Here is a 25,938-nt window from a genome sequence, read left to right as displayed (position 1 = left end):
AAAATGTCAAATTATTTTAACACACTTTCATTAAGAAAACAATTAGAACAGTTAGGAAAATGCCGATTTATGGATGCTTCAGAGTTTGAAGATGGTGTAAACGCATTATTAGGAAAGAAAATTGTCATCGTTGGTTGTGGCGCACAAGGACTTAACCAAGGATTAAACATGAGAGATTCAGGATTGGATATTTCTTATGCATTGCGCGAGCAAGCCATTGCAGAAAAACGTCAGTCTTATAAACAGGCAACAGAGAACGGATTTACTGTTGGAACGTATGATGAGTTAATACCTACGGCAGATTTAGTTTTGAACCTTACACCAGATAAGCAACATACAAGTGCTGTAAGTGCTGTAATGCCTTTAATGAAGCAAGGTGCGACATTATCGTATTCTCATGGCTTTAATATTGTAGAAGAAGGCATGAAAATAAGAAAAGACATAACAGTTATTATGGTAGCACCTAAATGTCCAGGAACAGAAGTTCGTGAGGAATACAAACGTGGTTTTGGTGTTCCAACCCTTATTGCCGTTCATCCAGAAAATGATCCTGAAGGAAAAGGATTGTCGCAAGCAAAAGCTTATGCAGTAGGGACAGGTGGTGATAGAGCAGGTGTATTGGAGTCTTCTTTTGTAGCCGAAGTAAAAAGTGATTTAATGGGCGAGCAAACCATTCTATGTGGAGTGTTACAAACAGGGTCTATTTTATGTTTCGATAAAATGGTTGAAGAAGGTGTAGATGCCAATTATGCTGCTAAACTTATTCAATATGGTTGGGAAACGATTACCGAAGCTTTAAAACATGGAGGAATAACCAATATGATGGATAGATTGTCTAATCCTGCAAAAATTAAGGCTTACAAATTGTCTGAAGAATTGAAAGAAATTTTAACACCATTATTTGGTAAACACATGGACGATATTATTTCTGGGCATTTCTCACAAACCATGATGGAAGATTGGGCAAATGATGATGTAAATCTGCTTAAATGGAGAGCCGCTACTGGTGAAACGAATTTTGAAATGACACCATTAACATCAGATCATATTTCTGAACAAGAATATTTTGATCATGGTACACTCATGGTAGCATTTGTAAAAGCAGGTGTTGAGTTAGCTTATGATACTATGGTAAGTGCTGGTATTATAGAAGATTCTGCGTATTACGAATCTTTACATGAATTACCATTAATTGCAAATACCATTGCGCGCAAGAAGTTATATGAAATGAATCGTGTAATTTCTGACACAGCAGAATATGGTTGTTATTTGTTTGATCACGCTGCAAAACCATTACTGGTAGATTTTATGAAATCTGTAAAAACAGATGTAATTGGTAAGGCTTATTCAAAATCAAACGCGGTAGATAATGTTGAGCTAATCAAAGTAAACGATGGTATTAGAAATCATCCAATAGAAGCTATTGGTAAACGTTTACGTTCTGCAATGACAGCTATGAAAGTAATTAAAACAGAAGCTAGAGAAGCAGTTTTAACATAAGTTAAAAAAACAATTAATCCAGAAAAATGATAACCTCAACAATGTTAGAAATTCCTGAAGAATTTAAAATCACATCACCATTAAAACAAGAGAATTATTTGGTTTCTGGAGAACTTAAATCTTGGGATGGCCAATTTGCTAATGTCTATTCTACAATTTCTTCAACCGAAGATTACAAACCGACATTATTAGGCAGCGTACCTGATTTAACCGAAAAAGAAGCATTAGAAGCTCTGGATTCTGCCTGTCTTGCATATGATAAAGGACAAGGCTTATGGCCAACTATGAAGGTTGTAGATAGAATAGCTTGCATGGAAAAGTTTGTATCACAAATGAAAACCAAGCGAGATGAAGTGGTTAAATTATTGATGTGGGAAATAGGTAAAAATCTACCAGATTCTCAAAAAGAATTCGACAGAACAGTAGATTATATTTACGATACTATCGAAGATTATAAACAATTAGACAGAGATTCTGCTAAATTTGAAAAAAACGATGGTGTTCATGCTCATATAAGAAGAGGTCCACTTGGTGTTGTATTGTGTTTAGGTCCATATAATTATCCACTTAACGAAACATTCACTTTGCTTATTCCAGCATTGATAATGGGTAATACTGTGATTTTTAAACCTGCAAAACACGGTGTTTTATTAATTGGACCATTGTTAGAAGCTTTTCAAAACAGTTTCCCGAAAGGTGTGGTTAACGTGGTTTTCGGTAGAGGAAGAGTTTTAGCCACACCAATTATGCAATCTGGCAAAATAGATGTATTGGCCTTAATTGGAAATAGTAAATCTGCAAATGCCCTACAAGAGCAACATCCAAAACAAAACAGATTGCGTTTGGTTTTGGGCCTTGAGGCCAAAAACCCAGCAATTATTTTACCTGATGCGGATTTAGATTTAACTGTTAAGGAATGTATTTCAGGCACGCTTTCTTTTAATGGTCAACGTTGTACAGCTTTAAAAATCTTATATGTTCATGAATCTATTGTAGATGAGTTTAACAAACGTTTTTCTGAACAAGTAGATGCATTAAAATTTGGAAATCCATGGGATTCTGGAGCGCAATTAACACCTCTGCCTGAAAAAGATAAACCAGAATATATTCAAGAACTTATTGATGATGCTATTGAAAAGGGAGCTTCTATTTTAAACCAAAAAGGCGGTGAAACCACCAATAATTTTATTTTCCCTGCGGTATTGTACCCAGTAACAAAAGATATGCGAGTGTTTGAAGAAGAACAATTTGGACCTGTGATTCCTATTGTATCATTTTCACATATTGATGAACCTTTAGATGATATGGCAGAATCTAATTACGGTCAACAAGTAAGCTTATTTGGAAAAGATGTAAGAACTTTAGCACCTCTAATAGATACATTGGTTAATTTGGTTTGTAGAGTAAATCTTAACAGTTCTTGTCAGCGCGGACCTGATGTGTATCCGTTTACGGGAAGAAAAGATTCAGCAGTTTCAACATTAAGTGTTCATGACGCATTACGTGCTTTTTCAATCAGAACTTTTCTGGCTTCAAAAGATAATGACTATAACAAAGCAATTTTAAAAGACCTGCTAAATACCAAAGCATCAAATTTTATAAGTACAGATTATATACTTTAATTTAGACTTTTTATTTAAATTAGTTAACATAAAACTATTATTATGAAATTATCCAACTCTATTTTAACACTCTTTTTTACAACAGCAATTTTTTTAAGTTGTGGCAGCGAAAAGAAAAAAGAAGAATCTCAAGAAATAAAAATTAATTCACCAGCAGAGACTCAAAAAAAAGTAGATGAAAATATTGCCAATGTTGTCATTAGTGGTGACGATTTAATGAAGTTTGATAAAAAAGAAATCATTGTAAAATCAGGACAAAAAGTAAAGTTGACCTTAAGGCATATTGGGAAATTAGATATTAAAGTTATGGGTCATAATGTTGTAATTTTAAAACAAGATGTTAACGTTACGACATTTGCTGCATCAGCATCTACAGCTAGTGATAATCAATATATCCCAAAAGATTCAGATGATATTATTGCCCATACAGATTTAATTGGCGGAGGTCAAACAACAAGCATAGAGTTCGATGCACCAGAAGCAGGAGAGTATACATTTATATGTAGTTTTCCTGGGCATTATGCAATGATGCAAGGTAAATTTATTGTGGAATAAATGATTAATGAGATACATTAAGTGTGTTAAAAACAGAAATGATTTGTGTAAATTAATTATTTACCTTGAATTGCTATAAAAAGAAGGCACATAAAAATTGCGATCAACGATTAGATTTATTTCCTCTGAATTAATATCTTTTTCTTGCCAATTCGTTTTAGGATATAGCCATTGCTCTTTACCATTTATGAATACTTTCAGTGGCATGTCAAATTTTTCGATTGCATTTGACCAACGGTATGACAATTTCCCTTTAGCGAAATAATATTCGAACTGTGGTATTTGGTTCGTTCGTAGATATTGATTCCAAAAATGATCAAGATTTAGACCACATTTCTCCGTTATGTAATCTTCCACTTGCTGTGTGGATACAGTTTGATGATAAAACACTTTGTTTAAACCTCTTAAAATCTGTCTCCATTTCTCATCATCATCTATAATTTGCCTTAACATGTGTATAATTGCAGCACCTTTGGGGTAATTATCTCCTGAATAATCCAAATCATTAACATCATAACGACCAATCATTGGCTTGTCATTATTTATACCTTTCCTGATTCCAATTTGATAGTCATTACCGGCCTTTTTTCCGTAGTGATATTCAACATAAAGTCCTTCAGAATATGTGGTAAAAGACTCATGAATCCAAATATCAGCAATATCCTTGAATGTAATATTACAAGCAAACCATTCATGGCCGGATTCATGAATAATGAGATGATCAAATTTATTTCCCCAACCAGATTGTGACCCATCATTCCCTAAATAACCATTTTGATAACCATTTCCATAAGCTGTGGCACTTTGATGTTCCATACCCAGATAAGGAGTCTCTACAAGTTTATAACTGTCTTCATAAAATGGATAGGGACCGAACCAATATTCGAAAGCTTCTAGCATCATTGGAACTTGTTTAAAATGTTCCTTTGCCTTTGATAGATTTTGTTGCAAGACGAAATAATCACAATCTAAAGGACCCAATTCACCATGGTACACTTCAGAAAAGTGTGCATAATTTCCTATGTTAAAGTTTACTCCGTAATTATTAATTGGATTTGCTACAACCCAGTGATAGGTTTTTGTGTCGTTTTTCTTTGTTTCAATATTGATCAATCTCCCATTGGCAACTGCAACTAAATCCTTTTGAACATTAATGCTAAATTTAAGACTATCAACCTCATCATACATATGATCTTTACAAGGCCACCATTGACTTGAACCTGCTCCCCAACTTATGCTAGAAGCAAAGGGTTTACCAAGACTATCTTTTTTCCAAACTAGACCTGAATCCCAAGGTGGACGTGGAGCAATTCTTGGTTTTCCATTATACACGACTATGATTTCGTTATGGGCTTCGGGGACTTGCACTTTTTTTAATTCAATAAAGTAGGCGTTCCCATCTCGTGTATAGTTTAATTCTTTTCCATCTTCAAAAACTTTAGAAATGTTCATTGGTGGCTGAAGATCAATCTGAATACGCTGATTTGGTTGTAACACTTTGTATCTAATTGTATTCGATCCCTTTATGGTTTGGTTTTCAATATCAACTACTATATCCAGATGATAATAGGATAAATCCCACCAAGATCTTTCGGGCGTGATAGAACCTCTTAAGGAATCTTGTCTTGTGAAATTTTGTGCATTGCATACAATTCCCATCATAACAAATACAACTGTAATAATAAAAACTCTCATGCTTATTAGTTTTATAGGATATTAATTGAATACATCACAACATATTCTCATATATGATTAGTTGCGTAGCTAGGGTGTAAATTAGTAAAAGAAAACGAGCTAAATCTATTACTATTCGTTTTTTCACAGCAGGTGACAACCTAATTATTAATTATATCTGTCTAAAGTTTACAATTCACTTAATTAGAATATTAAACCAAAAGGAACTTATTAATAACCAATTACAATGGCCAAAGCTATAAATCCAAAGGCTAAAATCATACTTAAAAGGAACAATGGCAACACAAACTTAAACCACTTTTCAAAAGATACTTTAGCCAAACCTAGCATAGCCATCAAAACACCATTTGTTGGTATAATGAGGTTTGAAATTCCATCACCTAATATGTATGCGAGAACTGCAGTTTGGCGAGATATCCCTAAAATATCTGACATTGGTGTCATTAATGGCATAGAGACCAAAGCTTGACCAGAAGCAGATGGAATGAAAAAATTCAGTGTCGTTTGAAAAAATAACATACCTTCGGCTGCAGCTATTTTAGGCATTGACATTAGAGCAATACTCGAATGATGAAGCATGGTGTCTATAATCATTCCTTCTTGAAGTACTACAGAGATTCCTCGTGCGACACCTACAACCAACGCGGGAACAATCATAATTTGTAATCCTTTTGTGAAAGCTGACATTGATTCATCACCAGTCATACCTGAAATCTTTGTTACTACTATAATAATACCAATAAAACATGCACTCATTTCAATCAATCCCCAGCCAATTGTTTGAACAGCAATTAATATGGCTGAATATGACACTACAAAAAACAAAAGAATAATGACATGCTTTTTTTCTAATTCACTTTGCTTAAATGATCCAAATTCATCTAAATTAAATTTGTCATTTTTCATCAAACTACGTGAAGGGTTTTTCTTTATTCTATTACCATAACCCATTAGAAAATAAAACCCAACAGCCGCATAGGCTACGTAAAGAATAAGGCGAAAACCGATACCTGAACCAATTGGTAGTTCAGCAATAATCTGGGCGATTTGTACTGTAAATGGATTGGTTACACCTGTACTCCAACCCAAATAAACAGGTATACCTAATAACGCTAGACCAAATATTCTATCGTATCCTAACTGTTTGGATAAGAATAGGAACACTGGAATAAGAGCTATTGTTTCAGAGCCTATTCCCATAAAAGAGGAACCTGAAAAAATGGTCATGTAGATTAAAAAAAGAAGTTGTTTTGGTTTATTTTGGAACTTTGCAATAAGCATAAATAGAAAAGCATTGATAGCACCTGTATATTGAACTAGTGTAAAAACAGCTCCTATAATAAAAACGTAAAATACAAGTATCGCGGAATCTCCTAGACCTTTTGGTATTGCGCTCAACACACCAAGTGCGGAAACTGGTGAAGACATTTCATCAACATTTTCACCAATGATGGCAGCCTTTAATGAATAGTGTTTGGGAATCTCCTTATAGCTATTTGGTACAACCACGGTCTGTGTCATACTACCATAGTCTCTTGTTGTACGTTCAAAACTTCCACTAGGTATGAAATAAGAAAGTATAGAACAAATTATAATTATCCAAAATAGGAAAATAAAGACATGAGGAATTTTAAAGTTTTTCATTGGTTAAAGGTTGGTTATAGTGAAAGACTACTGGTTTGTGTATGATTTCGATATATGAAAATCCCTGTTTGCCGACAGGCAGGCACGAGAATTTTCAGATTAAGAACGAAAGATAGTAAAAATGTGAGGAATTTCTGATAATAAGATTTAGAAGGAATTAATTAAACAGGTTGTGTGAAGTTTTTAAACAATTATTTACTCTTGTTTTGTGAAAATGCGTTGCAATTTACTGACTCCGAAACTTATTAATACTCCAAATGCAGACGCCAAATAATTGAAACCAATATCAACAATATCAAAAACGCGATACGAGATAATATGATGAATACATTCGTCCAGTAATCCAATAGTTCCAGCTACCATAGCAGCGGTTAAAACTGGAAATTTTACATACTCTCCATTGAGCTTCCTTTCAATTAATGCTTCATAAATTAATATTGAAAGTAATCCATATTCAAACATATGAGTGCGATCAGTAGTTGTGAGATTCATTCTTAACAATGCCATTCCGTATACAGTTATCACTCCGGCATAAATCCAATATTCTAATCTCTTATCAGAACTTTTAAATCCACTGAATATGAATGCTAAAATCAATACAAGAAATAAATAAAAAGTGCTTTGTTCTATTAATCGACGTTCAACTATAAAAACCAGGAGTTGACCGCCTAAAAACAAAGTAGCATAGATAGCTATAAAAACCAATAAGGCCCAAAACCATAATGTCCGTTCCCTTTTAGATGTGAAAATTTCCTTTTTTTTCATTTATAATGCAAGGATGACATATTAGGGTAGTTTATTCTTTTTCAATGATATACAGCATGTTTGTGTATGGTTAAGAAACTAAATCAGAAAATACAAACTGAATTGAAAATCCGCGAGGATTTTCGAAAGTAGGCGAGAACTAGCAATGATTTATGCACGTTGTACAGCGTATTTTTTTATGTACTAAAATTTTTTAATCACAATTTTCATGAGTAACAAGCGTATTTTGCATTTCATTAACGGCATAATTTATTCTTATCGAAGCCTGATTGATATTATCATTTGCGATTGACAGGTGAAGGTTTAATTTAGATAAATTTTTCGCATATTTCACCTTGTACAATTCACCCAAAGCATCAGATATTTTTGATTCAGCATCGTGAAAATAAGCTTTCGCTTTATCTGCTTGTTCTTCTAATTCTGAACAACTAATTTCTGTAGCCTTTTCTTTGATGGAATTAGCCTCATTTTTTGCATGGTTGATTTTGTTTTTAGCCAAATCTAAAGAATTTGAAACATCTCTTCTGCAGCTTTGAACGAAGTCAACTGAACGACTGTTTTCACAGCTTTCTATTTTGTCAATAGAGAATTTAATTTCTTTTAAGGCATCTTCACTGTAAATATTTGAATTTTCTATCTTTTCTTTTACATCTGAGCTTTGAGCACTGCTAATTATTGGAAAGATGCAGATTAGTATTAAATAAAATAATTTCATTGTTTTTAATTTAATTGAGCTACCATGTGTTTGTGAAAGATTAGTTGCGTGGTTTAAGCACTAAAGTTAGCTAATTAAAACCGAATATAAAATCTGCGAGGATATTCGTAAGTAGTCAAGTGCTAGTAATGAATTATACACGTTGTTAAGGTGCGTTTTTCTATAAATTGAATTTACTTTTCTTTAGACTTCACCATTTGTTCTAACAATCTTATTTGCTCATCCATTCTATTTACCATTTCATTGAGTAATTCGATGTTCTTTGGAGTTACTTCAGACGTATTAGTTGGGTCTTCTGATTTTTTTCTAATCGTATTCATAAATTTGACAACCAAAAAAACGGTAAATCCAATAATTAAAAAATCTACACCAGCTTCAATTAGCTTGCCATATCCAATAGCAATTTCTTCTGGTTTGGTAATTCCACTTTCAGTTACTGCTTCTCGAAGAATCCATCTTTTGTTTTCCCAATTAACTCCATCTGTCATAAAAGATAATGGTGGAAGAAATATTTCAGTTACAAGGACCTCGACTACTTTATTAAAAGCTGTACCAATAATGACACCTATTGCGATGTCAATCATATTGCCTTTTACAGCGAATTCCTTAAATTCTTTAAATAGTTTAAATTTCATTCTTTTTTTTTAATGCACCACAACGGTTTAGGCTATGTGAAGGCCGACCTTAAGAGGCTTTTTCTATAGCCATTGTTGTCGGGAGTTTTGACTTATTTTTCTATTTGGTGAATTGCTACGGCTATTTTTGAGTCTGCTGTCCCATAATAAAGAAACCATTTATTTTTAAACTTCACTAAACCTTCTACAAAACAAACTTCATTTACTTCACCAACTTTCTCATAATCTTTATCAGGATAAATAAAATAATTTTCTGTTCTGTCGATTAACTTATATGGTTTTTTCTTATCAAAAAGCGCTTGCCCAGCTGCATATGTGAATTTAGGTAAATTGGAGTCATTAAAACTAGCTGCATTACTTCCATTGTATATTAATAAAATTCCTTGTTCCCTGAATATGGCAAAAGGGCCGGGTTCGACCAATCTACTATCAAAATAGCCCTTCCGAGGATGCAATACAGATATCATCCTATTATTTTCCTCATTTTTACATACTTCCCAATTTATCAAGTCTTTTGAGGTGGCCAAGAATAAATTTGTATCTCCAAAATACATCCAATATTTTCCATCAATTTTTTTAGCAATATTTTTGTTTCCTTCTAATTCTACAACAATAGCTCCTGATTTTGACCAATGATCTTTATACTCTTTTAGAACAAGACCATGCTTAGTCCAGGAAATCAAATCATTAGACGATGCAATAGCTAGTCGAGCTGTTTTTCCATCATATGCAGTATATGTCATAATGTAAAGCCCATTCTTACTTTCAACAATTCTTGGATCTTCAATTCCATCAAAATAACAGTTTAGACAATCTTCCAATTTTGCATCATTACCCATCTTCTTATAATTCCATTCATACTCTTTCATGAAATCATTATCAGGATAGAATACAGGTTTTTCTTGTTTTGTAAAATGAAGTCCATCAGAACTTATTGCAAGGCCAATTCGAGATGTTCCGTTTGAATCTTGTGCTCTATAGAACAAGTAAATTTCATCACCTTTTACAATTGCGGAAGGGTTTAGTACATTTCTTTCTTCCCAATTTCTTTGTTTTTTTGTTAAAGGGCATTCAAAATTTAGGTTTCCTGTTGGTCTTAAAATGGGGTTAATGCTATCGACTTTCGAAAAACTCGTAAAGGCCCAATGATTGAGATCATGTTGTGATCCTCCAGTCTTTAAGGGTTCCTTTTTACATCCACAAAACAAAATTGCTAATAGGATAATTAAATAAAAGGATTTAGTCATATTATGATTGCTGAGTATAGTATGTTTTATCACATGGATTGATTTAGCTCTAAGATAGTGATTTTAAATTGAGTGTTTTAAAAGAGGAGATGGAGGAAAATATTTATAGAATCAAAGAGTTTAAATTTTAGAAGCAGATTCGATGAACTATGCCTGTTGTTCGTATCCTTATTTTCGACAACGTGTTCGTGTATGGTTTGTGTGGAAACGTCCGCAGGATGATTCCGATGAAAACTAATTAGTTTGTTTAAAATTATGAATTTTAATTGAAGTTAATGCGTAGCAATAATTATACACGTTCTTGTGCTTACGTTATTTTATTACTAATTGCTTTATAACTACTTTATTACCATTACTGATTTTTATTGAATAAATACCAGAATTAAATTTAGAAAAATTGAATTCTTGACTAGTTAAATTTGTATTTAATTGAGTTTTATATATTTCTTGACCTAATACATTAAATACTCTTAAATTTTCACCAGAATCGTATTTTAAAAACACTTTACCAGAACTAGGATTTGGGTATAATGAAATCGTATTGGCATCAAAACTCTCAATACTTAAGCCTGCGCAATCCAAGCCAGCATCTGTTATTGTCCAGCCATAATTGGCAATCAGGTTTGCATGAGCAGTGGCAGCATTACAAAAATTTACACCTAGTGCGCCGAGCGGAACACCTGATTGCAATGAAGGTAAACTCTCCCAACCTATAAGTGTGGCATCATAATTTGCTCTTGAAAGATCGGATGATGAAAACATGCCTGCCAAATTTGTAACGTTCGACACATCCCATGATCCTAAATCCTGATCAAATGCGGTTGCATTCACAAACATGCCGCTCATTGCCGTAACATTCGAAACGTTCCAGGCTCCAATATCTTGATTGAACAAGTTAGCTCCGTTGAACACCCCATTCATATCGGTCACGTTTGACACATCCCACGTTCCCAGATTTTGGTTAAAAGAGGATGCACCTCCAAACGTTCCCCCTAGTGTAACAACACTGGAAACATCCCAGGTTCCGATAGCCTGATCAAAGGAAGTCGCATTTTGAAAAGTGCTTTGTAACGTCGTGACACTGGAGACATCCCATGATGATATATCCTGATTAAATGAGGTAGCACTATGAAAAGTTAAACTTATATTGGTGACGCTAGAAACATTCCATAATCCTATGTCCTGATTGAAGGATGACGCATTTTGAAAAGCCCAACTTAAATTCGTAACACTTGAAACGTCCCATGAGCCAATATTTTGGTTAAAGCTTGTAGCCAAATGAAACAAAAAGCTCATGTCGGTTACACTTGAGACATTCCAAAGGCCAATATCCTGGTTAAAGGAACTCGATTGTGCAAACGTATTGGATAAATTCAAAACGCTAGAAACATCCCATGATCCTATGTCTTGATTGAACATGCTAGCTGCTTGAAACATAAAGCTCATATCCGTGACATTGGACATGATCCATGAACCAATGTTTTGATTGAATGAAGAAGCTCCTGAAAACATGTAACTCATGTTCGAGACATTAGATACATTCCATAATCCAATGTTCTGGTTGAAAACTGTTGCTGATTGGAACATACGAGACATATCAGTTGCACTACTCACATCCCAACTTGTTATGTCTTGATTGAAAGATGTGGCTCCCCAAAACACCGAGCTGATCAATGCTACATTTCCAACATCCCAAGCTGACAGATTTTGATTGAATGCAGATGCGTCTCGAAACATCTGATGTATGCTCGTAACACTTGATACATTCCAGCCTCCAATATCCTGATTAAAGGAGGTTGCTAGATTAAAGACACCTTCCATGTTAGTAACACTTGAAGTATTCCAGCTTCCAATATCCTGGTTAAAAGCCGCTGCAGAATAAAACATGTATCGCATATCGGTGACACTCGAAACATCCCAAGATCCTATGTCTTGATTCAATGCTGTTGCATTATAAAACATAAAACTCATATCAGATACCAGTGCAAGATTTGGAGCATCAGTAGCATTTATCACCATATTTGAACATCCCGAAAAAGCGAGGTTCATTGAACTCCAGCTTATATTTCCCCATTGTTCGATGGTGAGTAGCTTATCTTTGTCTCCAGATGAGTTAAAGAAAATTCGTGGAAAATCACCTTGAATTCTAATTGTATAGGTCCCTGCTGAACTGAAATCGTGAGTAATATCACCTGTGACACCAAAATCGTCAAAAGTGCCATCATTGTCCCAATCTATATTATAATTATAGCCAATACCGGTAGTGGGTATTGTAATTGAGGTTGCGTTTGAGGTTCCTGGATTGTCTGTTTTCCATGTTGTTATAAATTCATTTTGGGAATAAGAAATGGCTGTAATACAAAAAGATACAGTAAACAGAAATAGTTTTACTTTCATAGAAGGTATAATTACATTATTGTTTTAAACAATATACCTTCTTTTTGTAATAGCGAAAATACAGGGCTCTAAAACGGCTGATTAATTTCCTTAAAGATAGTCTTTTTTACTTCATTAGAGTTTTCTGTCTTCATAATGATTTCTATTTCAATTCTCTCTGCTACGTTTTTTATTTATAAGCGGTTTTAGTAACCAACATTCTGGTTTTGTTAAAAATTGGTTATTGGTTGGTCATAATGAAGCACAACGGTTACCTATATGGCGCGTTTCAATGCGCTATATACTTTGTTCTGTAGCGTTATTTTATTGCAATTTTTTGACTTCTATAATCAATGATAACCGTACTGTTCAAGAAATAGGCGTTCCCCGTTATACCCCAAATACCAATCTCTTTAAAACCAGCATCGAATTGAGGATTATCTACATAATATACCAGTGCGGGTGGAAGTGATTTACCTCCAAGTTTCACATCGGCTGTTAAGTTACTGCCATAAACGGGAATCTCTGTTCCCCAACTATTTACGCTTAGTGAATCAACTACTTTTCCATCTGTTACCAGCACAGAGTTATTCTTAGTTGTCAAAAGTGAAAACATGCTCGATCCCGTATCGAACATAAGCATCTCTTTTCGATCGTTTATTTCAAAAGGGATCATGACCCGGCCACCCTCCAAGACTAAGTCCTGAAAGTTTAAATCTTTAAATTCCTTTGGTAACTCATCAGCAAAGCAAATACGATTGTTTGGATAGTCAATCACTAGTATCTTATCCTGAAAAATATCTGGAGCTATCGTACCGATGTGTTTAACCGACTTTGTTTTTAAGGAATCAGCAGAAATCGGAGCTCCAAACCCTTTAAAAAGTCCAATGTCTATGTGGTCAAACTTTTGGTCTCCCATACTGAGTGACATATCTACAAACATGGGGTTTTTCTGATTCTGAATAAAGAAAGTCTTGCTTGAGTCAATCTTCTCTTTCAATGAGGGGTATTCTTCCATGTAGGGCTGGAAAGAATTGCCATATAAATTGGTTCTTACCGCACCAAGATCCAACTGCATGGTAAATTCATGTGGTAAGTCATCAAGGCTGACAGCAACATTAATGGACAGTTTGGGATGATATCGCCCTGATATAGAGTCTCCCTCCCAGGTGAAATCAAAGCAGCCATACTCTTGGCCGATGGCAACGCTCGATGTTATTAAGACAATTATTAAAGAGATGGTTATTTTATTCATATCGTATTTTAATGCTAAAGAACGGTTTGGCTATGGTTTCGTTGCGGATAAATCCGCGAGGATTTTATGTCGACACGAGCAAAGCGAACTGGCGCAAGCAAAACCGAAGATAGCAAATTTGCGAGGACTTTCCGACTGGTAATTCCGCCTCAATGATCTATAGCCGGTGTTGGCAAACGTTTTATTTATTCTTTTTTTATCCAATCGATTACAAAGTCCATAAGATGCATAGGTATGGTGTGCTCTCCATTAAATTTCTTATACGTTACATCGTAACCGTTTTTAATCAATAAGTCGCGGCCATTTTCTGCTAACTCAATCGGAACTAATTTGTCATGTTCTCCTTGAATTATCAGAGTTCTTACTCCTTTTCCATCTTCAATATTATCATTTCCCAACCAATCCTTATCTACTACCGAACTGAAAATAATAATACCGTCTATTTTATCGTGATGATGGATACCTGTTAGATAGGTTATAATTCCACCTTGGGAGAAGCCTGCAACATATATTTTGTTTACACTATATTTATCTTTTAAATCGTCTATCACTTGTCCCATTTGATTTTCTGTGGATGTTCGCATGGCTTTTTTTTCCAAATCAGAAGCAGGTCTTTCAAGCATAATAGGGGATGAGATATCATAGAGAAACCACTCATAAGCCAACTTCCCATTCTCATGTAGTACTGGGTAGGGAGCTTGGGTAGTTGCATAAATAAACCCAGCCTCTATAAAGGGCTTGCTCAACCACCTTAATTGACCTTCTGCAGTACCACTATAGCCATGCAGCCCGATAATAAGAGTATGCTCTTTAGTTGAATTATAATTATCCGGAAGTTTTACTATCGTAGGTGTAAAGGCCTCTACTTTACTCCATAAAACTGAATTTTGTTGTATCGTATCATTTTGTGCTTGAACGGAAGTGTATATTAACAGGAATAGAGAAAGTAATGAATAGATTAATAAATCTGTTTTAGTCATATTACTATTTTTAATTCATGTGTTTATTTAATGTTTGCCAACGTTGTTGTGTATGTTTAGTTGCGTGGTTAAGCAACTAATTTAGCAAATAAATCACAGATAGAATATTCCACATGAATGTTCTTAATCAAACCATTTTCAATAACATTTATTTCTGATTGGATTAGGTCAGCCTTTTGAGCAAAACAATTGCTTATCAGAGTTATTGAGAAAAGAAGAATATAGATTTTTTTTATAATGATGGTTTTAATTACCTACAACGATCTAGTATATAAACCGTTTTAATGGTTTATATACATTGTTGGTGTGTGTTAATTCTTTACTTGTTGTTTAGCCCAATTGCCAATTAAATCAAGGTAGCCTTCTTGGTATAAACCTTCAATTGGCAATGAATCATACCTATACATGTAATGACCTGTGTTTGGAAACGTTTTTATTGTTATGTCCTTTTGGTAGGATTCTTTGAGCATCTCTAATTCTTCAATTGTTTCAACCGTAGGAATGTTAATATCCGTTTCTCCGAGGATATAAAGCATGGGAATATTAATTCGTTTTATAAAAGGGCCAGGATCATAGCTGTATTTTTGAGCCTTGGCAGCATAAATTTTCGCATCGAATTCGGGTAATTTTTCTGCAAATAATCCAGAGAACCTTTCATTGGTGCTCATTTCCTTGAGCTGCTTATTAATAGCAATTCTCTCCTTCTCAACAGCCGAGTTATTCTTGCTCGCATCAATATAGAATTGCCATCTACGCAAAGTAATAGGAACTATTACTTCTTCAATTTCCTGCTCAGTTAATCCGTGATTTTCAACTTCTTTTCTCACTTCATGAATCACCGTTTTACGCCAATCCAATGGCGTTCCTACTCGATTAATGATAAATTTTATACTACCTGATTTTTCAGCAATCTCTGGGCTAAACCAACCGGACTCACTCAATGCAAAAATACCAATATTATTAGGGTCAATATCTGGTTGGGTTTTGAGAAAGTTTATCGCAGAAAGGGCATCGCCTATAAGGTCATTAAAGTCCACATGGTCATAGTTCACATTGTTCTTACCCGAACCTCTTTTTGTATAACACAAAACAGCAAACCCCCTTTTAGTGAATTCATTTGCATGTAATTTATTAAACATCTTGTTATATTCCTGATGGCTTCCACCAGAACCATGAAGTATGACAACTGCAGGGAGAGGTCCTTCTTTATTAGGTCTGATAATTGCACCTTCGATCTCATGGTTATTGCTTGTAAAAGTGACTTTTTGAACCCTTCCATCAAATGAATAATAGTATTTTAAAAAGGCCAAGAGGCAGAGAATTAATGCTGCTGGAATTAAGAACCATCTTGATTTAAGCACTCTTTTCATTTTTATTAGGAGATGTTATAGTGTTCATGTTTGTAATACACACCAACGGTTTTGTATATGATACGTTGCGTGTGTAAGCAACTAATTTAGCAAATAAAAACCGAATAGAAAATCCGCGAGGATTTTCAGAAGTAGGCGAATACAAGCAATTACTTATAGCCATTGTTGTGCTTACGTTATTTATGTTTTCGAAGTTCAGAAAGTAATTCATTTGTTTTTGTTTTTAAATCTGGTAAATGGCCTAAAGCAAGTCGGTATACATCTCCTTTTGCAATAATCAATGCATTAAATTCTGTTGCGTGTTCAGATTTAGAAATATTATTCCAAACTACGCTAGCAGCTCTGGTGTTATTTTTGATTAAATTATTTCTAAAAGAGAATGGATACTTATGTGAATAATTCGAAAGGTTGTTTCTATAGGATTCAAAAGATTGATTGGCACTGTATATAGCACGATCTTGTAAACTATTTAATTCTTTCATTTTTTTTGTCAATTTATTAGTGAATAAACCAATATGTCCAGTAGAATTAAGCACTTCATATGTGACTTTTTCGAAGTGATTATTAACAGAAATGCGAAATTCATATTCAAAACGAGCAATTTTAAGAATTGTATCTAATGGTTCTTGAGAATTAGAAACTCTTTTTTCAAATTGTTCAATTTTTGTTATTTCAGAATTGATAATATTAATTCCATTAGCTATGGCAATGCTATCTTGAACAAGGTTTTCTATTAAACTTTTTTTGTAAACAGTTATTAACTTTCTGTTATTTCTATCTTCATTCCAATTATTAATACTCAAAGCAATTAAAATTCCAATGACGACTAGAATTATTTCGCCTATTGCGTAAATTAGATATTTACTTAATTTATTTTCAGTGAGTAATTTTTGTCTAATTTTTCTAAAGAATTTTATCATTGGTTAATGGTTGGTTATAATGAAGCACAACGGTTATTATATTGAGCCTTGCATCCTGCAGGGTGTTATGCTCAATATACAATGTTAGCTTCTATTTACTTCTTTAATAAACTCAAGCATATTTTTTACAGGTGTGGCTAATAAAATTACCTCTTTTGTTTTTACATTTTTCCCTCCTGAAGACACTAGACCCACTAATTTCCCTTTCTCATCTACTATCGGAGCCCCACTTAAGCCCGCTAAACTAGTAGGGCCATTTTTTTGTATCAGATGATGATAATTTTTTTCTGTTTTCTCGTATATGTACTCATATACACGTTGTGGTCCTATAGTATCCGAATAAGACCAGCCAATTACATATAAATTCTCACCTTTCATGAGCTGGTTACTTCTAAATTTTAGAGGTTTATACTTTGATTTGTTTTCTTTGACTGAGAAAATTAACCAATCTTCATAACTGTCTCGGTTATTAGACATATAACTCCATGTAAGAGAATCCTTTCTGTTGGAGTTTAATAACTTGTCCATAACAATATATTTAGTGGTATCATTTTTTGGATGCATTTTCCATTCCTTTAAGCCTCCTTCAAAGTCAATGAACTCCATTTCCTCTGTTTTTGCCACCACCAAAACATGTTTGGCTGTGATACCATAGGTCTGGTTTTCATAGTTGACTAAAAAACCATTGGCGGCATTTGGGTTGTTAAACGATGAATCCAAATAAGTAACACTATTAATGAGTCCTATAGGTTTTTTATGAAGTTTTTCTACTGTGGAGCAACTTACTATTAAGGTCAATAGGAATAATGACAAAACTATGTTTCTAACTTTCATTGTATTCATGTTTAAACAACTTTTTCATTTATTGTCGCCAACGGTTTGTGTATGGTTTGTTGCGTTGGTTTAGTCACTAATTTAGCAAATAAAACTGGCAATAGTTCGGCGCAAGGATTTTCCGATTAGGAAAATCAAAAGCAATGAACTATATACGTTGTTGTAGCTAGTTTTCATATTTGTAAGAATGGTCAAATTGCTGGATGCCGTTTATGCCATTCTGTGGCTTGTTCAAATTCATAACCTAATCTGCATAAAATAGATTCACTAAATGGAGCTCCCATTAGTTGTAAACTATGAGGATATCCTTCATTCGATTTTCCACATTGAAATGTAATTGCAGGAGTTCCTGAAAGATTAGCAGATATAGTAAAGTGCATATTAGCAGCTGCTACATAAGGATTAAAAGCTTCCATACCTCCTCTTTGAATTTCATGAGTAATCCCTTCTGGTAAAGTTCCTGCAGGAGCCACTATAACATCAACATTCTTAAATATTTTTAAAAATTCCTCCTTAAATGTTTCTTTAGCTAATTTGGCATCTTCGTAATCTTTTTTAGATACAGATTTACCATAAGCAAGGAAATCACGAAAATATGGTCCATACAAATCTTCTTTTGATGGATAATTAATTTTATGAGCAACCGCAGCCTCTGGTGTGCAGACATTAAACCAAATTCCACCCAGAGCATTTTTGTCCCAAGGAATTTTAAATCTTACAATTTCTGCACCTAATTCCTCTAATTTATCAACTGCATTCAATATGCTGTCAACAATCTCCTTATCAACACCATCCGCAATATAACTTTCATCCAATCCTATTCTGAGGCCATTTATTCCCTTTGTTAGTTCAGCACTTAAATTTGAAGCAGGTTTATTTATAGAGTTTGGATCTTTTTCGTCATAACCACTAATTACATCAAACATAATAGCCGCGTCTTTCACACATCGAGTAAGTGGACCAACATGATCAAGAGAATCACTTAAAGGTAAAACACCATATTTACTAACTCTGCCAAAAGTTGGTTTGAGTCCAACAACGCCATTTGCCATTGAAGGAAAACGAATAGAGCCTCCAGTATCTGTACCAAGTGAACCAAAACAAAGTCCAGCGGCAGTGGCTACACCAGAACCGCTTGAAGAAGCGCCAGCCCAATGTTGCTCTTCCCATGGGTTTATAGGAATTTCAAAGTCACTATGATATCCAGCCATAGCACCTTCAGTAAGATTTAATTTACCCAGAATTATAGCTCCAGCATTCTCTAATTTTTCAAAGACCGTCGCATTATATTCAGGAACAAAGTCCTTATAAAAAGAAAGACCTCCAGTTGTTGGAGCATTTTTTGTAAAGACTAAATCTTTTACTGCAATTGGGACACCATGTAAAGGACCAAGATAATCCCCTTTTAATAACTGCTCATCAGCCATTTTAGCTCTTTTTAATGAATATTCACTCATTACAGTAATATAACTATGCAATCTTTTGTCAATACTTTCTATACGATCTAACATTAATTGAGTCAATTCAACTGAGCTAATTGTTTTATTTTTAATAAGATCAGCTACCTCATAGAGATTTTTAAAATGAATATTTGCTAAATTAAAATTCTTAGCTGAAGACCTGCAACCAAAAGGAAGTGTAAGCCCAACAATACCTAATCCAATTAAGGAACACATTTCTCTTCTGGAAATACTATTTTTCGAATTATTCATTAGAAATTTAAATTTTAAGGTTAGTTTTTATTGTTTTTCATCAAATTAGCTACAACGATTAGTATATGAAAAGTAGGCGATTACGAAGCACTGAACTTTCGGTTAAGCACAAATTTTGATACGAGCCAAAAGCCTTGATATTATTACTGTTTCGCCTATTTTTTATATACATTGTTGTACCCAGTAAACTCAACTATTATTTCTATAAATCAGTTTATTAAATTTTCAATATCCTTAATAAGTTGAACTATTTCATTATTGTCAGTTCCATCATAAATTCCCCTTATCTGTTTTTTCTTATCGACCAATATAAAGTTTGGTGTATGAATAAAATCTTGTAAATCTCCATCACCTCGTGTAACAACAGCAAAATAGCTTTTCCTTGCTAATCCATAAATGTGTTTTTTATCACCTGTTGTTATATTCCATTTGGAATCAATTACGCCATTATCATTCGCATATTTTCGTAAAACTGAAACACTATCTAATTCGGGGGTCACAGATAGTGACAAAAGCAGGAGTTCTTTGTTATATTTGAATTTATTTTGAATTTCCTCCATATTAGCTGTCATAATTGGACAAATAGTCTCGCAACGTGTAAAAATGAAATCAACTACATAAATTTTGTTTTCATAATCTTTTTGAGAAATTATTTCGCCATTTTGATTTGTGAGTGAAAAATCGGAAACAGTGTGATATTTACTTTTATTTCGAAGACTTTTATCAACTAAATCGGGATTAAAGTCTGAGGGATTATAAATAGGCAGTTGCCTTTCAGATCCTTGGTCACAAGAAATTAATGCAAAAAAAATAAGGGTGCTAAAAATGCGGAAGAATTCTCTTGGGTTATTCATTCTGTCTCTCATTAGATTGTTTTTAAAGAGATAAATTCTTTGGCCACTTTTAGTTCTGGTCTGTCACTATTCGAATTTTCAGTTAATTTCAGTAGTTTTTCAAAATACAAAACGGCTTTTTCTTCGTTGCCGGATTGTTTGGCTGCTTTTGCTGCACCATAAAGGCCGTTTAACCTATTTGGATGGCCTTCAAGGTTTGCTTCATATACTGTTAACGCCTCTTCAGGCTTATTTAATAGTAACAGCATATCGCCTAATAGTTCATCCGCGGGTAATACTTCACCTGGTGTAACGGGGTGCTTTGATGTTTTACTTTCCAATTCGGAAGCGAGTTTCATTAAGGATAGAGCTTCCTCGTTATTGCCCTTTGCCAATGCGGTCCAGGCTTCGATTATTTTTATTTCAATTTGAACTTGCCCAGCTTTATATATGGATTCAGCATTGTTTACATCTAAAAGTTGTTGATGGAAAGTTTTGATTATTTCGAGCTCTTTTTCAGCAGCAGGAATATTTCCGGAACGCACAGAGCCATATGCTCTGGCAAAATGTAAGATGGATTTTTCCCAAGGAAAATTATCCCATTCAAATTCCAAAGTGGGTAATTTTAGGTTTGCAGCCTCATTCCAATTTCTATTCTCAAGTGCTATACGTGCCGGTATGGCATTTGCAGTATATGCTACGGCGAAATGATTTGATGGAAAAGATTTTTTTATCGATTTCATATAATCGTTTTGTTCATCCACCTTTTTACTATCTCCTAATTGTAAATAGGCATAAACAAGGTAATCCATCGCGTGTATCTCTTGAGACCAATGCCCTTCTGCAGACACGCTTTCTGAATAGCAAATAGCCGAAGATGACGAATTTAAATTGGTTTTTACCGATTCTTCCCAGAGTCCGAGACGAGTAAAAATATGTGATGGCATATGTTGTGCATGAGCAGATGATGGAGCAATTTCAGCATATCTTCTGGCGGTGGTGAGACCTAGTGATGCAATTTCAGGATAATCATAGGTGTGTATGATGTAATGAGCTATTCCGGGATGGTTTGGATATTCTATGAAAAGTTCTTCTAATATCGCTCCCGATTTCCGCTGATTTTTATAGGTTTTATCATTCGGGTCGGCAGAAGATGTTAATGATAGGGCATATAGCACGGCAGCTTCAATATCATCCTTATTGTTTAAATAAACCTGTTCCATTTTCTCCTCATACAAGAGCTCTCTGCTTCTATGGTCAAGGGTTTCCCAATCTTTATAAAATACCCCAATAGCGTCCAAATAATCCTTCGCACGTTCAGATTTTGGTAAAGTTTCAGCAATTTCAAGAAGCTTTGAACCTTTTTCCAATTCTTTCGGACCTGGAGGAGCCCAAAGTTCGTGATAAATGCTCATTGCCACACCCCAATATGCCATTGCACATTCCGGATCAGCATCAATGACCTTAACAAATGCTTTTTCTGCTTCGTCATATTCAAAAGAGTGCAATAAAGAAATTGCCAAGTCAAAAGCCTTTCTAGTATCGTAATTGCATTCCAAAGAAAAGCTTACATCTCCAAATTGCGGATTACCACACAACAAAATATCACCACGAAGTAAATCAATTGATGCGAGTCCAGGATTTGGTTTTGGCTGTTTGTTTTTGCAGGCTATTAGTGAAAAAAGTAGAATTGTAATTGTAAAAATAAATACTTTGTTAGAATGTTTCATGCTATGAAGGTACTCTTTTTATTCTAAAGGTATTTGTATTATACTATTGGGTACAACGACCTGCTAAACGCAGTTCTGCTTTGCGAACGAAAAGATAATAAATTTAAGCAACAATGATTTGTGAAAATGACAGATATTGTTATTTGGGTCCCAAATCATTGTTTACCGACAAGGTAGCGCAGCTACCGTTAGTTGATAAATTTATTAGATTGGGAGTTCAAGAAGCAGATCCAAATTGCTTTTAGCTACTGTTATGGCTCGTTAAGGACTTGAGTCCGTCAGCTGGAGCTGTGGTTTGTATATAAGCTTTAAACAATTTGGTTTAGCAGGTCTTTAGAGCACATTTCACTTGTGGGGCGGAAGTGCGAAGCAAGTAGCAACACAAGTCAGCTTCAGCTGAATGTGCTCTAACGGTCTTGTGTATGAAACGTAGCGTATAAAAAGACACTAACTTTTTGGATTAAACACGAGCCGAATTTTTTATTTTTATGTTTAAATTTCTTTTATAAATATAACCAAATAAAAAATTTGGCGTACTTTGTAAATATACAAAAACCTCTCGGAAAGCCTATAATAGCTATGTTTTATACACGGTGTTAGCCTTTCGTTATTTTTGTAATTCCTTTTTAATAAGCCTAGAGTTCCAATTTTTTTATTGAAACTGACAAAAATCATTTCCTCATATAGTCGATTTTAAATAAATTGTAAGGGTAAAATTAATTTAATCAAGAATAATGGAAAGCGTTAAGTTTGTGAGGCAAAACAATAAGGAACGGGAGTTTGCCTATGAGGTTAGAAAACGGGTGCGTTCTTATTTCAAGGATAATAATAAGTCTATTTATGGTAATTTTAGTATGTATCTGAAGTCGGTTGTTATTTTAGGTGTTTATTTAGTGCCTTTTATAATGCTGCTCACCAAATCCGTATCACCTTGGGCAGCTTTGGGTTTAGCTGTTATCATGGGTATAGGCGAAGCAGGCGTAGGGATGTCAATCATGCATGATGGGGTACATCATGCCTATTCTTCAAAAAAATGGGTAAATAACCTCGCTTCGTCTACCATGTTCCTTTTGGGTAGTAATATTTTTAATTGGAAAATACAGCATAATATTAAACATCATTCGTTTACTAATATTTATAATTATGACCCTGATATTTCTAACCTAAAGATTATTCGTTTATGTCAATATAGCCCACTTAAAAAGTATCACCGTTACCAACATTTTTATGCTTTTCCACTATATGGACTCATGACATTTGCAAGATTGTTTGGTGAAATTGGAGTATTACTGGAGTATAACAAAAAAGGTATTACCAAGGAGCAAAATGTTAATCCTATATGGCAACTGGTGAAGCTTATAGTCATTAAGGTCATCTACTTTGCTGTTATTATTGGTCTACCCTTATATTTTACAGATTTTTCTTTTTGGCAAATATTAATTGGCTTTGTTGCCATGCATATAACTGCTGGTATGATTATGAGCACCGTATTTCAAATGGCACATGTGGTTGAAGGTACGGATCAACTTCTTGTCGAAGAAGACCAACAAATTAAAAACGACTGGCTGGTACACCAACTTCGTACCACATCTGATTTTGGAAGAAAGAATGGTCTATTCAGTTGGTATATTGGTGGGCTGGATTATCAGATTGAGCACCACCTTTTTCAAAATATATGCCACGTGCATTATCCTGCGATTGCCGATATTATTAAAAAAACTTCTGAAGAATATGGGTTCACTTATAATTTGAAGCCTAATGTTTTTAGTGCACTCGCCTCTCACTTTCGAAGGTTAAAAGAGTTGGGCAATGAGAGAAATCCATCAACAACATTAGCTAGCATGTGATCTATTTATTAATTATCGGATTATTAATTCAATTGCATAAAAAAGGTAATAGCTTATTTTATTTTTAGTCAACAATTTTGTCTAATTTTTATATAAAACTTTATCATTGGATAACGGTTGGTAATAATGAAGGCTAACGTAGGAATAAACACATTGTGTTTATATCCATTATGTTTATTCGGTTAAAATTAAATAAAATTCTTACAAATCAATAGGATTCTTGTCTGAATTAAAGCTATTGGAGGCAATATGTAAGTAAATTTTATAAACTCCAGCCTTCTCTATATTCTCTTTTTACAAACTGATTGGCTGGTTCAAAATTGGTAACTCTCATACTGGTACCATCCCAAAGTAATTTTTTACGACCAGGATACTCAAAACCATTTCCAGCTTTCTCGCGCAAATCATAACTTCTAATTGCGAGATTACCCATTAAAATGGCTTCTGTAAGCGGTCCGGCATAATCAAACGAGGACGTTAGCGCATTATGTTTGTCTTTTTTGAAACCTTCTTTGCAGGCTTCAACCCAAGCGACTTGATGTCCATTTTCTGGAAGACTGGTATCCTCGTTTACTGCGGCTGCAGGAATCAAAACGCCACCATTATTAAAATATATTTTTGGGTTTCTGGCATAAGTACCACAAGTCATAATACCTTTTTCACCTATCATGATAACACCATTACTACTATTTTCATCACCTATTGGGTGGTCTGCTGGAATTAAATCTGGATGAAAGGGTCTTAAACCACCATCGGTCCAGGTCATTTTTAAACTGGTTGGGTTTTTATCTGATGCTGGAAACGTTAATTGAGTTCTCGACGAAACTGGACATGATTCAGGGAAATATTCTGGAGACCAATCTCGTTTAAATACAGCTCCAACACTACTTTCTACTTCTGTAGGGTAGCCAAGACCCAAAACCCTATAAGGAGGATCTATTAAATGGCAAGCCATATCGCCAAGAGCACCCGTGCCAAAATTCCACCAACCACGCCATTTAAAAGGATGGTATAACGGATGGTAATCTACCATTTTGGCTGGTCCAATCCAAGTATCCCAATCCAAACCATCCAGCATTTCAGGTTTATCTGTTGGTGTTGCAATACCTTGAGGCCAAACAGGTCTATTGGTCCATACATGAACTTTATTTACCTTTCCAATCAAACCTTCGTTAAACCAAGATATCATTTGTTTTACACCTTTGCTTGAAGCACCTTGATTTCCCATTTGGGTAACCACTTTATATTTGTTTGCCGCTTCTGTAAGCATTCTCGCTTCATAAATATTATGGGTTAAGGGCTTTTGCACATAGACGTGTTTGCCCAATTTTATGGCTGTCATAGCAATAACGGCATGCGTATGATCTGGTGTTGAAACTGTAATTGCATCGATGTCTTTCACCTCATCCAGTACTTTTCTGAAATCTTTGTATTTTTTTGCGTTTGGGAATTTTTCAAACGCTCTTGAAGCCTGATTCCAATCCACATCACAAATTGCAGCAATGTTAGAAGCACCATTATTCCAGGCGTTTACCGCATCAGAATAACCTTTGCCACCACCACCAATAACAGCTATATTTAGTTTGTCGCTAGGTGCAATAAACCCTTTTCCCATAACATGCCTTGGGATTATTGAAATGCCAACGGTACTCAATGTGGTCATTTTTACAAATGATCTTCTGCTAGTGTGTTTATTTTTCATA

Annotated in this window: 20 protein-coding genes; 4 read left to right on the top strand and 16 right to left on the bottom strand. The window is 34.5% G+C overall.

Annotated elements, in window-relative coordinates:
- The first annotated feature begins 3 nt into the window (after positions 1-3).
- Genes ilvC through azu form a run of 3 tightly spaced genes read left to right on the top strand, consistent with a single transcriptional unit; the run spans position 4 to position 3,677 of the window.
- On the top strand, positions 4-1,500 hold the full coding sequence (gene ilvC / locus AAFP94_RS06695; protein WP_316661762.1) for a ketol-acid reductoisomerase: 1,497 nt from the start codon (positions 4-6) through the stop codon (positions 1,498-1,500).
- A gap of 26 nt (positions 1,501-1,526) precedes the next feature.
- A complete protein-coding gene (locus AAFP94_RS06690) occupies positions 1,527-3,122 on the top strand; it encodes an NADP-dependent glyceraldehyde-3-phosphate dehydrogenase (RefSeq protein WP_316661761.1) in 1,596 nt (531 codons plus the stop codon).
- 42 nt (positions 3,123-3,164) lie between these two features.
- Positions 3,165-3,677, top strand: coding sequence for an azurin (azu, locus tag AAFP94_RS06685; RefSeq protein ID WP_316661760.1), 513 nt, complete (start codon positions 3,165-3,167; stop codon positions 3,675-3,677).
- Positions 3,678-3,737: 60 nt separating this feature from the next.
- On the opposite strand, the gene AAFP94_RS06680 is transcribed toward azu, so the two are convergent.
- From AAFP94_RS06680 to AAFP94_RS06610, 15 genes are all read right to left on the bottom strand, one after another.
- A complete protein-coding gene (locus tag AAFP94_RS06680; RefSeq protein ID WP_316661759.1) occupies positions 3,738-5,372 on the bottom strand; it encodes a M1 family metallopeptidase in 1,635 nt (544 codons plus the stop codon).
- A gap of 210 nt (positions 5,373-5,582) precedes the next feature.
- Positions 5,583-7,016 carry a YfcC family protein gene (locus AAFP94_RS06675; RefSeq protein ID WP_316661758.1) on the bottom strand — a complete coding sequence of 478 codons (1,434 nt, stop codon included), beginning with the start codon at positions 7,014-7,016 and terminating at the stop codon, positions 5,583-5,585.
- Between the two features lie 195 nt (positions 7,017-7,211).
- Positions 7,212-7,781, bottom strand: a complete 570-nt coding sequence (locus tag AAFP94_RS06670) for a VanZ family protein (RefSeq protein WP_316661757.1) — start codon at positions 7,779-7,781, stop codon at positions 7,212-7,214.
- A 193-nt stretch (positions 7,782-7,974) separates the two neighbouring features.
- On the bottom strand, positions 7,975-8,496 hold the full coding sequence (locus AAFP94_RS06665) for a hypothetical protein (protein WP_316661756.1): 522 nt from the start codon (positions 8,494-8,496) through the stop codon (positions 7,975-7,977).
- A 173-nt stretch (positions 8,497-8,669) separates the two neighbouring features.
- A complete protein-coding gene (mscL, locus tag AAFP94_RS06660; RefSeq protein ID WP_316661755.1) occupies positions 8,670-9,131 on the bottom strand; it encodes a large conductance mechanosensitive channel protein MscL in 462 nt (153 codons plus the stop codon).
- Positions 9,132-9,223: 92 nt separating this feature from the next.
- On the bottom strand, positions 9,224-10,378 hold the full coding sequence (locus AAFP94_RS06655) for a glycoside hydrolase family 130 protein (protein ID WP_316661754.1): 1,155 nt from the start codon (positions 10,376-10,378) through the stop codon (positions 9,224-9,226).
- Between the two features lie 312 nt (positions 10,379-10,690).
- Positions 10,691-12,775: a BspA family leucine-rich repeat surface protein gene (locus AAFP94_RS06650; RefSeq protein WP_316661753.1), complete on the bottom strand. Its 2,085-nt coding sequence runs from the start codon at positions 12,773-12,775 to the stop codon at positions 10,691-10,693.
- A gap of 298 nt (positions 12,776-13,073) precedes the next feature.
- Entirely contained in the window at positions 13,074-14,009 is a 936-nt protein-coding gene (locus AAFP94_RS06645) for a hypothetical protein (RefSeq protein WP_316661752.1), read from the bottom strand.
- 185 nt (positions 14,010-14,194) lie between these two features.
- Entirely contained in the window at positions 14,195-14,989 is a 795-nt protein-coding gene (locus AAFP94_RS06640) for an alpha/beta hydrolase (RefSeq protein ID WP_316661751.1), read from the bottom strand.
- 311 nt (positions 14,990-15,300) lie between these two features.
- Positions 15,301-16,359 carry an alpha/beta hydrolase family protein gene (locus AAFP94_RS06635; protein WP_316661750.1) on the bottom strand — a complete coding sequence of 353 codons (1,059 nt, stop codon included), beginning with the start codon at positions 16,357-16,359 and terminating at the stop codon, positions 15,301-15,303.
- 176 nt (positions 16,360-16,535) lie between these two features.
- Positions 16,536-17,279 (bottom strand): DUF6090 family protein, encoded by a 744-nt coding sequence (locus tag AAFP94_RS06630; protein WP_316661749.1) that lies wholly within the window; start codon positions 17,277-17,279, stop codon positions 16,536-16,538.
- Between the two features lie 84 nt (positions 17,280-17,363).
- The gene (locus AAFP94_RS06625) at positions 17,364-18,113 is read right to left on the bottom strand and encodes a trypsin-like peptidase domain-containing protein (protein ID WP_316661748.1); all 750 of its coding nucleotides are present in this window, start codon (positions 18,111-18,113) and stop codon (positions 17,364-17,366) included.
- Between the two features lie 191 nt (positions 18,114-18,304).
- The gene (locus AAFP94_RS06620) at positions 18,305-19,825 is read right to left on the bottom strand and encodes an amidase (RefSeq protein WP_316661747.1); all 1,521 of its coding nucleotides are present in this window, start codon (positions 19,823-19,825) and stop codon (positions 18,305-18,307) included.
- Between the two features lie 209 nt (positions 19,826-20,034).
- Positions 20,035-20,691, bottom strand: a complete 657-nt coding sequence (locus tag AAFP94_RS06615; RefSeq protein WP_316661746.1) for an SCO family protein — start codon at positions 20,689-20,691, stop codon at positions 20,035-20,037.
- Positions 20,691-22,388 (bottom strand): tetratricopeptide repeat protein, encoded by a 1,698-nt coding sequence (locus AAFP94_RS06610; protein ID WP_316661745.1) that lies wholly within the window; start codon positions 22,386-22,388, stop codon positions 20,691-20,693. The genes AAFP94_RS06615 and AAFP94_RS06610 overlap by 1 nt, the downstream gene beginning before the upstream one ends.
- A gap of 803 nt (positions 22,389-23,191) precedes the next feature.
- Here AAFP94_RS06610 and AAFP94_RS06605 point away from each other — a divergent pair.
- Positions 23,192-24,235, top strand: coding sequence for a fatty acid desaturase family protein (locus AAFP94_RS06605; protein WP_316661744.1), 1,044 nt, complete (start codon positions 23,192-23,194; stop codon positions 24,233-24,235).
- 262 nt (positions 24,236-24,497) lie between these two features.
- Here AAFP94_RS06605 and AAFP94_RS06600 read toward each other — a convergent pair whose 3' ends face one another.
- Positions 24,498-25,937, bottom strand: a complete 1,440-nt coding sequence (locus AAFP94_RS06600; protein ID WP_316661743.1) for a Gfo/Idh/MocA family protein — start codon at positions 25,935-25,937, stop codon at positions 24,498-24,500.
- Between the last annotated feature and the right edge of the window lies 1 nt (position 25,938).

The sequence above is a fragment of the Gilvirhabdus luticola genome, assembly GCF_040117515.1.
Lineage (GTDB): Bacteria > Bacteroidota > Bacteroidia > Flavobacteriales > Flavobacteriaceae > Gilvirhabdus > Gilvirhabdus luticola.
This window is presented reverse-complemented; position numbering and strand designations above follow the sequence as displayed.